The organism is Pseudomonas sp. RIT-PI-q, from assembly GCF_001297125.1.
Classification (GTDB): Bacteria; Pseudomonadota; Gammaproteobacteria; order Pseudomonadales; family Pseudomonadaceae; genus Aquipseudomonas.
Map to the genome: position 1 here is coordinate 103,205 of NZ_LHPC01000021.1, position 12,202 is coordinate 115,406.

The following is a 12,202-nucleotide window of genomic DNA, read 5'->3' on the forward strand; positions in this document are numbered from 1 at the left end:
TTTGTTTTGCGCGTGTAGCGCTTACACGTAGAACGATTTCAGCGGCGGGAAGCCATTGAATTCAACGGCGCTGTAGCTGGTGGTGTAGGCACCGGTCGACAACCAGTACAAACGATCACCGATCGCCAGGTTCAGCGGCAGGCCGTACTTGTAGTTTTCGTACATGATGTCGGCGCTGTCGCAGGTCGGGCCGGCGATGACCACTTCTTCCATCTCGCCTTTCTTCTCGGTCCAGATCGGGAACTTGATGGCTTCGTCCATGGTTTCGATCAGGCCGGAGAACTTGCCCACATCCGTGTACACCCATCGCTCTACCGCGGTACGGGATTTACGCGCGACCAACACCACTTCACTGACCAGGATGCCAGCGTTGGCGATCAGCGAACGGCCCGGTTCCAGGATGATTTCCGGCAGCTCGTCGCCGAAGTCTTCCTTGAGGAAACGGATGATTTCTTCAGCGTAGGTTTCCAGGCTGTTGGTGCGGGTGATGTAGTTGGCCGGGAAGCCGCCGCCCATGTTGATCAGCTTCAGGTGGATGCCGTCTTCTTCTTTCAGGCGTTCGAAGATCACTTTGACCTTGGCAATCGCCGCGTCCCAGACGCTGATGTCGCGCTGTTGCGAGCCAACGTGGAACGAGATGCCGTAAGGCACCAGGCCCAGGTCGCGAGCGAGGATCAGCAGGTCCATGGCCATGTCGGTCTGGCAGCCGAATTTGCGTGACAACGGCCAGTCAGCCGTGGTCGAGCCTTCGGTGAGGATGCGCACGTAGACTTTCGAACCCGGTGCAGCCTTGGCGATGTTGCGCAGGTCGGCTTCGGAGTCGGTGGCATACAGACGCACGCCCTTCTCGTAGAAGTAGCGGATGTCCTTGGATTTCTTGATGGTGTTGCCGTAGCTGATGCGATCCGGGCCAACGCCCTGGTTCATCACTTTGTCGAGCTCGTAGATCGAGGCGATGTCGAAGTTCGAGCCTTTCTCTTTGAGCAGGTCGATGATTTCGACGGCCGGGTTGGCCTTGACGGCGTAGTAGACCTTGGCGAAATCGAAACCGGCGCGCAGGTCGTCATAGGCCTGGCTGATCATCGCGGTGTCGATGACCACGAACGGGGTTTCTTGTTTGTCGGCGAACGCCTTCATTTTGTTGAAGGTATCGCGCGCGAAATAGTCTTCGACGTTGATCGACATGCTGGGAACTCCTACTGGCAAACTGAAATTAACAATGGGTGCAAATGAACGTCCTCCGTATCCCCACTTTGGTTCGCCTACTTCCCAAGGCATGTCGCCGAAAGCAAAAAGGCCATGGGAAGCGGTGCTTTCCCTTGGCCTTGCTGTCTCGTCGTCAGTACTTGAGCCGGATGGATCGTTTCCAGCATGGACGTTCGGCGCGAACTTTAGGGCGTGAGGGGCTTGAGATCAACAAAAAATGTCGCGTTTTTGCACGCATCCGTCGTGCGGTCCCGGACATCTACTGATGTAACCGACCTGCATGACAGTGTGATGTTCCCGTAGAAGGGCGAATTGCGGGGATTGAGCCGGAATTTGTGCTGCCCCAATCGCGGGCAAGCCCGCTCCCACAGGATTCTTGGTGTACACGAAATTTGTGTACGACAGTAACCTCTGTGGGAGCGGGCTTGCCCGCGATGGCGTCAGATCAGGCGACAGCAGCCTCGGCAGCCTCAGCAGGCGAAACAATGCTGGTCTTGCCGCCACGGGATTTGCCGGAGCTCAGGTACTCGGCAATCGATTCCTGGGTCACTTCGCCGAGGAACACCCGTTCCGCGTCCATCACCGGCAACCACGAACGGTTGAACTCGTACATGCGCGACAGCAGGATGCGCAAATGCTCGTCGAACGCCGCCGTGGCGTTGAACTCGCGCAGGTATTGCGCGCAGGTCCCGGTCTGACGGTGCAGGTCGCGACGGCGCACATAACCCAGCGCCTTGTTCTCACTGTCCGTGACCACCACATAACGACGGTCCAGTTCGTCCATCAATTCCAGGGCCTCGGCCACAGGCGTTTCCGGGCTCACCGACGGCGCGTTGTCCGCCGCGTCTTCGGCTTTTACCAGCAACAAGCGCTTGAGGGTGCTGTCCTGGCCGACGAAATTGCTGACAAAATCGTCCGCCGGGTGCGCCAGCAGGGTGTCCGGGTGATCGATCTGCAGCAGCTTGCCGGCGCGGAAGATCGCAATCTTGTCGCCAAGCTTGATCGCTTCGTCGATGTCGTGGCTGACCATGATCACGGTCTTGTTCAGCGCGCGTTGCATCTCGAAGAACTCGTTCTGGATCATCTCGCGGTTGATCGGGTCGACCGCACCGAACGGTTCATCCATCAACAACAGCGGTGCATCCGCCGCCAACGCGCGAATCACGCCGATCCGCTGTTGCTGGCCACCGGACAGTTCACGCGGGTAGCGATTCAGGTATTGCTTGGGCTCAAGCTTGATCATGCTCATCAACTCGCGGGCGCGGTCGTGGCATTTCTGTTTGTCCCAGCCCAGCAGGCGCGGAACGATGGTGATGTTTTCCTCGATGGTCATATTCGGGAACAGACCGATCTGCTGGATCACATAACCGATGTTGCGACGCAGGGTCACCGCGTCGAGGTCGGTGGTGTCTTCGCCGTTGATCAGGATCTTGCCCGAGGTCGGCTTGATCAGGCGGTTAATCATCTTCAGCGTGGTGCTTTTGCCGCAGCCCGATGGCCCGAGGAACACGCAAATTTCGCCTTCATTGACGGTCAGGCTTACCGAGTCCACGGCTTTCACATCTTTGCCGTTGCTTTGGAAGGTCTTGCTGAGGTTTTGAAGTTCGATCATTTCAGGAGTCCTTTTGGAGTCAGCGTGCGTTGCAGCCATTGCAGAAGCAGGTCGGCGAAGATGGCCAGGAGACTGACCAGCACGGCGCCGACGATCAGCATCGACATGTCGCTGCGGCTGATTGAAGCGAGAATAAGTACACCGAGGCCGCCGGCGCCGATGGTCGCGGCGATGGTCATGACACCAATGTTCATGACCACGGCGGTGCGCACACCGGCGAGGATCACCGGCACCGCAATCGGCAGTTCAACCATGCGCAGGCGCTGGCCGAAGGTCATGCCGATGCCGCGAGCGGCTTCGCGAATGCCCGGTTCGACGCCAGTCAGCGCCAGGTAGGTGTTACGCATGATCGGCAGCAGCGAGTACAGAAACACGGCGGTGATCGCCGGCATCGGTCCCAGGCCCTGGCCGAATTTGGAGTAGAACGGCAGCAGCAGGCCGAACAGCGCAATCGACGGCACGGTCAGCAGCACCGTGGCGCTGGCTTGCAGTGGGCCGGCCAGTGTCGGGAAGCGCGTCATCAGGATGCCCAGCGGCACGCCGACCAGAATCGCCAGGGTCACGGCGATGCCGACCAGGGTGATGTGCTGCCAGGTCAGGTGCAAAACCTGCGGCCAATCGAGATGGGAAAAGGCGTTCAAGAATTCCATAACTTTTCCTCCTCAGTTGATGGGGTGCTGGCGCAGGAAATCGGCGGCAACGGATGAAGGGCTTTCGTGATCGACATCGACCCGTGCGTTCAGCGCGCGCATGGTTTCGTCATCGAACAACTCGGCCAGCGGTTTGATTTCTTCCGCGAGTTTCGGGTGCGCGTCGAGGTAGACCTGACGCACTACCGGTGCTGCGGTGTAATCCGGGAAGTAATGCTTGTCATCTTCGAGCAACTTGAGCTTGAAGGCGTTCAAGCGACCGTCGGTGGTGTAGACCAGGCCGGCAAACACCTGGCCGTTACGCAGGGCGGTGTAGACCAGCCCGGCGTCCATCTGCCGGGTGTTCTTGCGGGTCAGGTTCATGCCGTACAGATCGACCATGCCCTCCAGGCCGTCGGAGCGGTTGGCGAACTCGGTGTCCAGCGCGACGAGGTGGTTGGTCTTAGCCTCAGCCTGCATCACCGTGTTCAGCTCGCTGATGGTGTTGATCTGCGGATAGGCCTGCGCGGTTTTTTCCGGCAGGGCCAGGGCGTAGGTGTTGCTGAACTTCGACGGCGTGAGCCAGACCAGGCCTTTTTTCGCGTCGACTTCTTTCACCTTGGCGTAGGACTGAGCGCTGTCGAGCTTGTCCGTGATGTGGTTGTAAGCCACCAGCGACACGCCGGTGTATTCCCACATCAAATCCAGCTGGCCACTTTCTTGGGCGCTGCGGGCCAGGGTGCTGCCCAGACCGCCGGTGACCTGGGTGTCATAACCCTTGGTGCGCAGGTATTGGGAGGTGATTTCCGCCAGCAGAGTTTGTTCGGTGAACACCCGGGCGCCGATGCGGATCACGGGTTTTTCAGCGGCTTGGGCCATCCCTGCGAACAGCAGGACGCAGCCCATTAATAAGCTAATTTTCTTCATGTTTATTCCTTTGCCGAGGCTTAAGACGGGCGCAAGCCGCGTTCGAGCCAGAGGCGGCTGGCGAGTGTCACCAGGCCATCGAGCAGCAAGGCCAGCAGGGCGGTGCACGCCGCGCCGAGCAGCAGTTGCGGCTGATTGTTCAGGGCGATGCCGGGGAAAATCAGGCTGCCCAGGCTGTTGGCGCCGATCAGGAATGCCAACGGTGCGGTGCCGACGTTGATCGCCAGGGCCACGCGTACGCCACCGATGATGATCGGCACGGCGTTTGGCAGTTCGACTCGCCACAGCACTTGCGTCGGCGTCATGCCGATGCCGACGGCGGCTTCCTTGAGCGAACCCTGCACATTTTTCAGGCCTTCATAGGTGTTGCGCACGATCGGCAACAGCGAGGCGAGGAACAGGGCGAAGATCGCGGGGCCGCTGCCGATGCCGAGGATCCCCAGGGCGATGGCCAGTACGGCGAGTGGCGGCACGGTGTTGCCGATGTTGAAGATCTGCATGAAGCGTTCAGCGCGGTCCACCATGGTCGGGCGGCTGAGGAAGATACCGGCGGGGATGCCCACAACGAGGGCGGCCAGCATGGAAACAAGGACGAGAATCAGATGAGCTTGCAGGTAAAACAACAAATCGTCGCGGTAATGTTCGATCGTGTTGACGCCAATCCAGTGGACCAGCAGGGCCAGGAGAGCGACGACAACCGCACCTCCTATCAGCCCCTTGCCATAGCGAATAGCCACAGGCGGACTCCTTTTGTTCAGTCGGCGGACGCAGTCCCATGTGGCAATGCCATTCCTGGCTGCCGGGGTATTAAGCGTTCGCGAGAAGCAGCTCTACAGGCCGAGTGCGTTTCCTTGTAGGAGCGAGCTTGCTCGCGATAAACATCCAGGCAACGCGTCTATCCAGACAACACGCGTTATCGTTGACGTCCATCGCGAGCGAGCTCGCTCCTACAGGGGAAGGCGTACGGCGTATCGAGCCATAAGCGCAGCCTCGTCAGGCTAACTTGCTGATTTTTCAGCCCCTGACGCATAGCCGTAACAGGGGAGTGGACGCCTCCACCTTTTAAAAGGTTCCATAATTAAAAGCATTTAGCCACCCCGCATCCCGATCGCCCGTGGGCGAACGGTGGTCCGGAGGTCGTGTTTTGGGCTATACTCGCCGCCCTTTTTTGAATCACCTGCCAGGCGATTTCCCATGACCAAACAGGCCGCCGAAGTCGCGAAACGCCGCACTTTCGCCATTATTTCCCACCCCGATGCCGGTAAAACCACCATCACCGAGAAGCTCTTGCTGATGGGCAAGGCGATTGCGATTGCTGGCACGGTGAAGTCTCGCAAATCCGACCGCCATGCCACCTCCGACTGGATGGAAATGGAAAAACAACGGGGTATTTCCATTACCACGTCGGTCATGCAGTTCCCGTATCGCGACCACATGATCAACCTGCTCGACACCCCGGGCCACGAAGACTTCTCCGAAGATACCTACCGCACCCTGACAGCGGTCGACTCGGCATTGATGGTTCTCGACGGCGGTAAGGGTGTAGAGCCACGGACCATCGCGCTGATGGACGTCTGCCGTCTGCGTGACACGCCGATCGTCAGCTTCATCAACAAACTCGACCGTGACATCCGCGACCCGATCGAACTGCTCGACGAAATCGAAGCGGTCCTGAAGATCAAGGCGGCGCCGATCACCTGGCCGATTGGTTGCTACCGCGACTTCAAGGGCGTTTACCACCTCGCCGACGACTACATCATCGTCTACACCGCCGGTCACGGCCATGAGCGCACCGATGTGAAAATCATCGAGAAGCTCGACTCCGATGAAGCCCGCGCGCACTTGGGCGACGAGTACGATCGGTTTGTCGATCAGCTGGAACTGGTGCAGGGCGCCTGTCACGAATTCAATCAACAGGAATTCCTCGACGGCCAACTGACCCCGGTGTTTTTCGGTACTGCGCTGGGCAACTTCGGTGTCGATCACGTGCTCGACGCCGTGGTCAACTGGGCACCGAAACCGCTGGCCCGTGTCGCCAACGAGCGCACCGTGGAACCGGTCGAAGAGAAATTTGCAGGCTTCGTGTTCAAGATCCAGGCGAACATGGACCCGAAACACCGCGACCGTATCGCCTTCATGCGTATCTGCTCCGGCAAGTACGAAAAAGGCATGAAGATGCGCCACGTGCGCACCGGCAAGGACGTGCGGATCGGCGATGCGCTGACCTTCTTCTCCTCCGAGCGTGAGCAACTGGAAGAAGCGTTTGCCGGCGACATCATCGGCTTGCACAATCACGGCACCATCCAGATCGGCGACACCTTCACCGAAGGTGAAGTCCTCGGTTTCACCGGTATCCCGCACTTCGCCCCGGAACTGTTCCGCCGCGTGCGTCTGCGCGACCCGCTGAAATCCAAGCAACTGCGTCAAGGCCTGCAGCAACTGGCCGAAGAAGGCGCCACCCAGGTGTTCTTCCCTGAGCGCAGCAACGACATCATCCTCGGCGCCGTCGGTGTGCTGCAGTTCGATGTGGTCGCCAGCCGCTTGAAAGAGGAATACAAGGTCGAATGCTCCTACGAGCCCATCACCGTGTATTCCGCGCGCTGGATCGATTGCGACGATAAGAAGAAGCTTGAAGAGTTCAAGGTCAAGGCTGTGGAAAACCTCGCCATCGACGGCGGCGGTCACCTGACCTACCTGGCCCCGACCCGGGTCAACCTGGCGCTGATGGAAGAGCGCTGGCCAGACGTGAAATTCCGTGCGACGCGTGAGCATCACTAAGCGCTGATCGGCGATACCGAAAACCCCGTTGCGAAAGCTGCGGGGTTTTTTTTATGCCTGTAGGAGCGAGCTCGCTCGCGAAAAACGCCAACGATAATGCGCAGTGCCTGATGAAACGCAGCGTCCTGACATCCATCGCGAGCAAGCTCGCTCCTACAGGTTGTGTGGTGCACCCGATCTCTGTGTCAGGCGTTTCTGTAGGTCTTCTTCCCTGATTTCGTAGCTTTACTCTGGTTTTCCGGTATCGGGGCTTTTACCCGCGACAACGAACTCGTCGACGTCTAGGGTTCAGAGAACAGTTCGCAAGGAGCGACTTTCCATGAGCAGGAGCCCCCGGAACCTTTGGCATGACTAGTCGGCTCACTCACCTGATTCGACTGGACGGCTATTTCTGTCCGATGGCCTGGATGCTGGCCGCGTTACTCTTCATCAATCGGTTGAGCGCCATGGTCAAGCTGTTCATGGCGCTGTACCTGCGTCAGGAACTTGGGCTGACGATTGAAACCGTGGGCTGGTTGTTATCCGGGTACGGGGCCGGGTTGCTGATAGGGTCGATGGTTGGCGGACTGCTGAGTGATCATGTCCCTACGGCGCGGCTCACCGCGGCGTTGTTTTTTGTCTCGGCATGGGTACTGGTCTTGTTGGGGCTGGTCACTGAGGTGTCGTTGCTGGCGGGCTTACTGCTATTCAGCGGTGTACTCGATGGTGCGATTCGTACGCTTCATCAGCGGTTGATCATGGAGTATTGCCAGCTTGCACAGCGGGCTCGTGCGCAGTCATTGAGCCGTATTGCCAGGAACCTGGGCATGGCGGGCGCCGGGGTGATGGGTGGGTTTCTGGCGCAGACTGATTTTCGCTGGGTGTTTTTTGTCAGTGCGGCCATGACGCTGTTGGCGTTGTCCTGGTTTGTCCGGGTGACATTTCGTCGACCGGTTCTGCGGCCGGATGAAGGGCCTGACAGTGCTTCAGGCTTATGCGTGCCGTATCGAGACAAACCATTCCTTTGGCTACTGGCGGCTTCTGTCTTGCTCGGCATTGCCTTTGACCCGGTCTACAGCCTGCTGGGCAACTATTTGCTCGAATACTATCGACTGGGTACGGAAGCCATCGGCTGGCAATTTGCGCTCAATGCAGTGCTGGTGGTGTTGCTGCAAATTCCGTTGTCTCACTGGAGTGAGCAGTGGGGTATGCGCCGGCAACTGCTGGCGGGCAGTGTGTTGTTGGCTGGCGGGCTCGGGATGTTGCCTTTGGGTTCCGGCTTGTTGTACGTCTGCCTGTCGACCGTGATTTGGTCGCTCGGCGAAGCGCTGTTCATGCCGCCACTGAACGTGCTGGTCATGCAGCATGCGCAAGCCGGAAAAAGCGGGCAGTACTTTGGCCTGTTTTTCATGTGCTGGAGTGCCAGCGTACTGATTTCGCCGGCGCTTGGCGGCCAGTTGTATGGTCATTTCGGTGGGCACAGCGTGTGGCTTGTCAGCGCGGCCTTGGCGCTGTTGTCCATCCCGCTGTTTTATGGAGCGACGCGTTTATCGGAGCGGCAGCGGATTCTCTCCTCGGCGCACGGCGAGCCCGCGTCACTTAGCTGATCTGGTTATAGCCATTATGCAAAACCAATCTCCCTGTCTGCGGCATTCTGTCCATTCGATAGCGTCCTATCTGGAGAACCGGGTGAATCGGAACTAGATTTCACTCAGCGCCAGACACGCACCCCATGCTTCACTGAAGAAAGGATGGAATCGGCTATGAGCATTTTTCAACGCATTGTGCTGTTGCTTAAGGTTTTGGTGATGCTGTCCGTTGGTATGTCGGCGGCGTGGGCCGAGTGCGAGGATCATGGAGAGCAGGCTTCGAGTGGGCCGGTGGCGCACAGTGGCATGATGATCGCTAAATCAGAATCCGAGCCTGGAGACAAAGGTCAGGGCGGTAGCGAGGACGATGACGATTCGACCACCGAAGAGCCTGACAGCGACGACGATGAAGGCGACAGCCAGACGTAAATGACGGACAAAAGAAAACCCCTTCTGCCCGATTGATGCGCAATCGAAGCAGAAGGGGTTAATGAACAGTTCGCTTATCCCTGTGGGAGCGGGCTTGCTCGCGAAAGCGGTCTGTCAGTCGGCAGCGATGTTGACTGAAATGACGCCTTCGCGAGCAAGCTCGCTCCTACAGTTTTTTATGCCGCGCCGTCGAGGAATTGCTCGGCGTAGTGGCAAGCCACCTGGCGGCTGTCGAGCAGGCGCAGGGCCGGCTCTTCAGTACTGCAGCGCTCGGTCGCGTACGGGCAGCGCTTGTGGAAAGCGCAGCCGGACGGCGGGTTCAGCGGGTTGGGCAACTCGCCGACGATCTTGATTTTCGGTTTGTCCGGATCCGGGTGGATGGTCGGAGTCGCCGACAACAGCGCCTGGGTGTACGGGTGCAGGGGACGGGTGTAGATGTCCTCTTTCGGGCCCATTTCCACGGGTCTGCCGAGGTACATCACCATCACGTGGTCGGCGACGTGACGCACCACCGCCAGGTTGTGGGAGATGAACACGTAGGCGGTGTTGAACTCTTGCTGCAGGTCCATGAACAGGTTCAGCACCTGCGCCTGAATCGACACGTCCAGTGCGGAAGTCGGTTCGTCCGCCACCAGCACTTTCGGCTGCAGCATCATCGCGCGAGCCAGGGCGATCCGCTGGCGCTGACCGCCGGAGAACATGTGCGGATAACGCTGGTAGTGCTCAGGGCGCAAGCCCACCTGCTTCATCATCGCCTGGACTTTCTCGCGACGTTCGGCGGCGCTGAGGCTGGTGTTGATCAGCAGCGGTTCGGCCAACTGATCACCGACCTTTTGCCGTGGGTTCAACGACGCATACGGGCTCTGGAACACCATCTGCACGTCTTTGCGCAGTTGCTTGCGTTCAGCCTTGTTGGCGCCGGTGACTTCCTGCCCGGCGATTTTCAAGGAACCGGAGGACGGCTCTTCGATCAGCGTCAGGGCACGGGCCAGGGTGGACTTGCCGCAACCCGATTCGCCGACGACAGCGAGGGTCTTGCCGGCTTCCAGTTCAAACGACACGCCGTTCAGGGCGCGCACGGTCGCATGGCCCTTGAACAAGCCACGGGACACTTCGTAGTGACGGGTCAGGTCGCGGGCGGTAAGTACGACGGCCATTACGCCACCTCCTGATTCAGCGGGTAGAAGCAGCGGGCGAGGCTGTTGCTTTTCGGGTCGAGCGCCGGACGTTGGGTGCGGCAGTTTTCCTTCACATACGGGCAGCGTGGCGACAGCAGGCAGCCTTGCGGACGGTCATAACGACCGGGAACGATGCCCGGCAGCGTGGCCAGTCGCGATTCACCCAGGCTGTGTTCCGGAATGGCCTTGAGCAGCGCTTCGCTGTACGGATGCGCCGGAATGTCGAACAGCTGTGGCACCTGACCCACTTCGACCGCTTGGCCGGCGTACATCACGCACACGCGCTGGGCGGTTTCGGCCACGACCGCGAGGTCGTGGGTGATCAGCACCAGGCCCATGTTCTGCTCTTTCTGCAACGCCAGCAGCAGGTCCATGATCTGCGCCTGAATCGTTACGTCGAGTGCCGTGGTCGGTTCGTCGGCGATCAGCAGTTTCGGTTCGCCGGCAATCGCCATGGCGATCGCAACGCGCTGGCTCATACCGCCGGACAGTTGGTGCGGGTAGGCGTCCATACGGCTGGCGGCGCCGGGGATTTCCACTTTTTCCAGCAGCTCGATCGCGCGGGCGCGGGCTTGCTTGCTGGACATTTTCAGGTGCAGGCGCAGCACTTCTTCGATCTGGAAACCGACGGTGTAGCTCGGGTTCAGCGCGGTCATCGGGTCCTGGAAGACCATGGCCAGGTCTTTGCCGACGATTTGCCGGCGTTGACGGTTGCTCAGCTTGAGCATGTTCTTGCCATCGAAATTCAGGGCGTCGGCGGTGACGATCCCCGGATGTTCGATCAGGCCCATCAGCGCCATCATGGTCACGGACTTGCCGGAACCCGATTCGCCAACGATGGCCAGGACTTCGCCCTTGTCCACGGTGATGTCGAGACCGTCGACCACCGGAACGGCGTTCTTGTCGCCGAAGCGAACGTTGAGATTCTTGATTTCTAACAGTGACATTTGAATCTCCTCAGGCGGCGTTCTTGAGTTTCGGGTCCAGCGCATCGCGCAGGCCGTCGCCCATCAAGTTGATTGCCAGCACGCTGAGCAAAATGGTCAAACCAGGCAGGCTGACGACCCACCAGGCGCGTTCGATGTAGTCGCGAGCCGAAGCCAGCATGGTGCCCCACTCAGGGGTTGGCGGTTGTACGCCAAGGCCGAGGAAGCCCAGTGCGGCGGCATCGAGAATCGCCGAGGAGAAGCTCAAGGTCGCCTGAACGATCAGCGGCGCCATGCAGTTAGGCAGCACGGTGACGAACATCAGGCGTGGCAGAGTGGCACCGGCCAGGCGCGCGGCAGTCACGTAGTCGCGGTTCAGTTCGCCCATCACCGCGGCGCGGGTCAGACGGACATAGGACGGCAGGGACACCACGGCGATCGCAATCACGGTGTTGATCAGGCCAGGGCCGAGGATGGCGACAATCGCCACGGCCAGCAGCAGGGACGGCAGGGCCAGCATGATGTCCATCAGACGCATGATGGTCGGGCCGAGCACGCGTGGGAAGAACCCGGCTAACAGACCCAGCAGGATCCCTGGAATCAGCGACATCACCACCGACGACAAGCCGATCATCAAGGACAGCCGCGAGCCAGTGATCAGGCGCGACAGCAGGTCGCGACCCAGTTCATCGGTGCCGAGCAGGAATTGAATCTGCCCGCCTTCCAGCCAGGCCGGCGGGGTCAACAGGAAGTCGCGGAATTGCTCGCTCGGGTTATGCGGCGCAACCCACGGGGCGAAGATCGCGCAGAAAATCACCAGCAGCATGAACATCAGGCCGGCGACGGCACCTTTGTTCTTGGAGAACGCTTGCCAGAATTCTTTGTAAGGGGACGGATATAGCAGGCTTTGATCGACTGCTACCGATGGAATTGGAGTGGTCATGGTCAT

11 protein-coding genes are annotated in these 12,202 nt (G+C 59.5%); 3 read left to right on the forward strand and 8 right to left on the reverse strand.

Annotated features, from left to right (window positions below):
* Positions 1 to 21 precede the first annotated feature (21 nt).
* From AEQ67_RS07245 to AEQ67_RS07265, 5 genes are all read right to left on the reverse strand, one after another.
* Entirely contained in the window at positions 22 to 1,185 is a 1,164-nt protein-coding gene (locus AEQ67_RS07245) for a type III PLP-dependent enzyme (protein WP_059403206.1), read from the reverse strand.
* A gap of 466 nt (positions 1,186 to 1,651) precedes the next feature.
* Entirely contained in the window at positions 1,652 to 2,818 is a 1,167-nt protein-coding gene (locus AEQ67_RS07250; RefSeq protein ID WP_059403207.1) for an osmoprotectant ABC transporter ATP-binding protein OsmV, read from the reverse strand.
* Positions 2,815 to 3,468, reverse strand: a complete 654-nt coding sequence (locus AEQ67_RS07255) for an ABC transporter permease (protein WP_007900392.1) — start codon at positions 3,466 to 3,468, stop codon at positions 2,815 to 2,817. Before AEQ67_RS07255 ends, AEQ67_RS07250 begins: the two co-directional genes overlap by 4 nt.
* A gap of 12 nt (positions 3,469 to 3,480) precedes the next feature.
* On the reverse strand, positions 3,481 to 4,374 hold the full coding sequence (locus AEQ67_RS07260) for a glycine betaine ABC transporter substrate-binding protein (protein WP_059403208.1): 894 nt from the start codon (positions 4,372 to 4,374) through the stop codon (positions 3,481 to 3,483).
* A gap of 20 nt (positions 4,375 to 4,394) precedes the next feature.
* Positions 4,395 to 5,111: an ABC transporter permease gene (locus tag AEQ67_RS07265; RefSeq protein ID WP_059403209.1), complete on the reverse strand. Its 717-nt coding sequence runs from the start codon at positions 5,109 to 5,111 to the stop codon at positions 4,395 to 4,397.
* Positions 5,112 to 5,568: 457 nt separating this feature from the next.
* Here AEQ67_RS07265 and AEQ67_RS07270 point away from each other — a divergent pair, with 457 nt between their 5' ends.
* The 3 genes from AEQ67_RS07270 to AEQ67_RS07280 all read left to right on the forward strand — a co-directional run bounded on the left by AEQ67_RS07270 (position 5,569) and on the right by AEQ67_RS07280 (position 9,149).
* Positions 5,569 to 7,152 carry a peptide chain release factor 3 gene (locus AEQ67_RS07270; protein WP_054049990.1) on the forward strand — a complete coding sequence of 528 codons (1,584 nt, stop codon included), beginning with the start codon at positions 5,569 to 5,571 and terminating at the stop codon, positions 7,150 to 7,152.
* A 347-nt stretch (positions 7,153 to 7,499) separates the two neighbouring features.
* Positions 7,500 to 8,738, forward strand: coding sequence for an MFS transporter (locus AEQ67_RS07275; protein ID WP_059403210.1), 1,239 nt, complete (start codon positions 7,500 to 7,502; stop codon positions 8,736 to 8,738).
* Positions 8,739 to 8,894: 156 nt separating this feature from the next.
* The gene (locus AEQ67_RS07280) at positions 8,895 to 9,149 is read left to right on the forward strand and encodes a hypothetical protein (protein ID WP_059403211.1); all 255 of its coding nucleotides are present in this window, start codon (positions 8,895 to 8,897) and stop codon (positions 9,147 to 9,149) included.
* 176 nt (positions 9,150 to 9,325) lie between these two features.
* Here AEQ67_RS07280 and AEQ67_RS07285 read toward each other — a convergent pair whose 3' ends face one another.
* From AEQ67_RS07285 to AEQ67_RS07295, 3 genes are read right to left on the reverse strand one after another with little or no spacing between them, the layout of a single operon-like run.
* On the reverse strand, positions 9,326 to 10,306 hold the full coding sequence (locus AEQ67_RS07285) for a peptide ABC transporter ATP-binding protein (protein WP_059403212.1): 981 nt from the start codon (positions 10,304 to 10,306) through the stop codon (positions 9,326 to 9,328).
* Positions 10,306 to 11,274 carry an ABC transporter ATP-binding protein gene (locus tag AEQ67_RS07290; RefSeq protein ID WP_059403213.1) on the reverse strand — a complete coding sequence of 323 codons (969 nt, stop codon included), beginning with the start codon at positions 11,272 to 11,274 and terminating at the stop codon, positions 10,306 to 10,308. The genes AEQ67_RS07285 and AEQ67_RS07290 overlap by 1 nt, the downstream gene beginning before the upstream one ends.
* Before the next feature lie 10 nt (positions 11,275 to 11,284).
* Entirely contained in the window at positions 11,285 to 12,196 is a 912-nt protein-coding gene (locus AEQ67_RS07295) for an ABC transporter permease subunit (protein ID WP_059403214.1), read from the reverse strand.
* Positions 12,197 to 12,202 lie beyond the last annotated feature (6 nt).

Bases quoted from the DNA above. Each gene is read 5' to 3' on its own strand.
- AEQ67_RS07245 (WP_059403206.1), bottom strand. From the start codon at position 1,185: ATGTCGATCAACGTCGAAGACTATTTCGCGCGCGATACCTTCAACAAA.
- AEQ67_RS07250 (WP_059403207.1), bottom strand. From the start codon at position 2,818: ATGATCGAACTTCAAAACCTCAGCAAGACCTTCCAAAGCAACGGCAAA.
- AEQ67_RS07255 (WP_007900392.1), bottom strand. From the start codon at position 3,468: ATGGAATTCTTGAACGCCTTTTCCCATCTCGATTGGCCGCAGGTTTTG.
- AEQ67_RS07260 (WP_059403208.1), bottom strand. From the start codon at position 4,374: ATGAAGAAAATTAGCTTATTAATGGGCTGCGTCCTGCTGTTCGCAGGG.
- AEQ67_RS07270 (WP_054049990.1), top strand. From the start codon at position 5,569: ATGACCAAACAGGCCGCCGAAGTCGCGAAACGCCGCACTTTCGCCATT.
- AEQ67_RS07275 (WP_059403210.1), top strand. From the start codon at position 7,500: ATGACTAGTCGGCTCACTCACCTGATTCGACTGGACGGCTATTTCTGT.
- AEQ67_RS07280 (WP_059403211.1), top strand. From the start codon at position 8,895: ATGAGCATTTTTCAACGCATTGTGCTGTTGCTTAAGGTTTTGGTGATG.
- AEQ67_RS07285 (WP_059403212.1), bottom strand. From the start codon at position 10,306: ATGGCCGTCGTACTTACCGCCCGCGACCTGACCCGTCACTACGAAGTG.
- AEQ67_RS07290 (WP_059403213.1), bottom strand. From the start codon at position 11,274: ATGTCACTGTTAGAAATCAAGAATCTCAACGTTCGCTTCGGCGACAAG.
- AEQ67_RS07295 (WP_059403214.1), bottom strand. From the start codon at position 12,196: ATGACCACTCCAATTCCATCGGTAGCAGTCGATCAAAGCCTGCTATAT.